General features: G+C 55.6%; 1 protein-coding gene and 1 pseudogene. One reads left to right on the top strand and one right to left on the bottom strand.

Features of this window, described 5'->3' with window-relative positions; translation table 11 throughout:
* On the top strand, window positions 1–277 hold a 277-nt coding region (locus tag AB4097_RS21545; protein ID WP_442043349.1), incomplete at its 5' end, for a hypothetical protein.
* A 6-nt stretch (window positions 278–283) separates the two neighbouring features.
* Here AB4097_RS21545 and AB4097_RS21540 read toward each other — a convergent pair.
* Window positions 284–414 (bottom strand): annotated as a pseudogene (locus tag AB4097_RS21540) (IS5-like element ISRso1 family transposase); the annotation flags it as partial.

Genomic DNA, 414 nt, shown 5'->3' with positions numbered 1-414 from the left:
ACTGAGCGGCCTTGCGCCGTCAGCACATCAACCTGCCGCAACTTCGCGACAATCTCTTCAGCCGTGTGTCTCTTCCTGGGCATTCTCTCGTCCTCCAAATGGCAAAAAGCCATACATCAGGGAGGACCACTTCAAAGGGGGCAGGCCATCAGGCTCAAACCTCATTAACGGCCTTGATGGAAACGATAAACTCAAAGGCGGACGAGGCCGAGAAACCTTCGTTTTCAACACGAAACTCTCCAAAAAGAACATCGACAGAGTCTTAGTGCCCGTTTGAGAATTGCTACGGGTGAGCGATGCGGCGGAGCATGAGGCTGCTCATGGCCACTCCGATCATGGCGTCCGAGACGTCGCAGCGCTCCTCATAGTCGCGCACCAGCCGGCGCCAGCGCATCATCCAACCGAACGTTCTTT

The organism is Microvirga sp. 2MCAF35, assembly GCF_052115545.1.
Classification (GTDB): Bacteria; Pseudomonadota; Alphaproteobacteria; order Rhizobiales; family Beijerinckiaceae; genus Microvirga.
This window is presented reverse-complemented; position numbering and strand designations above follow the sequence as displayed.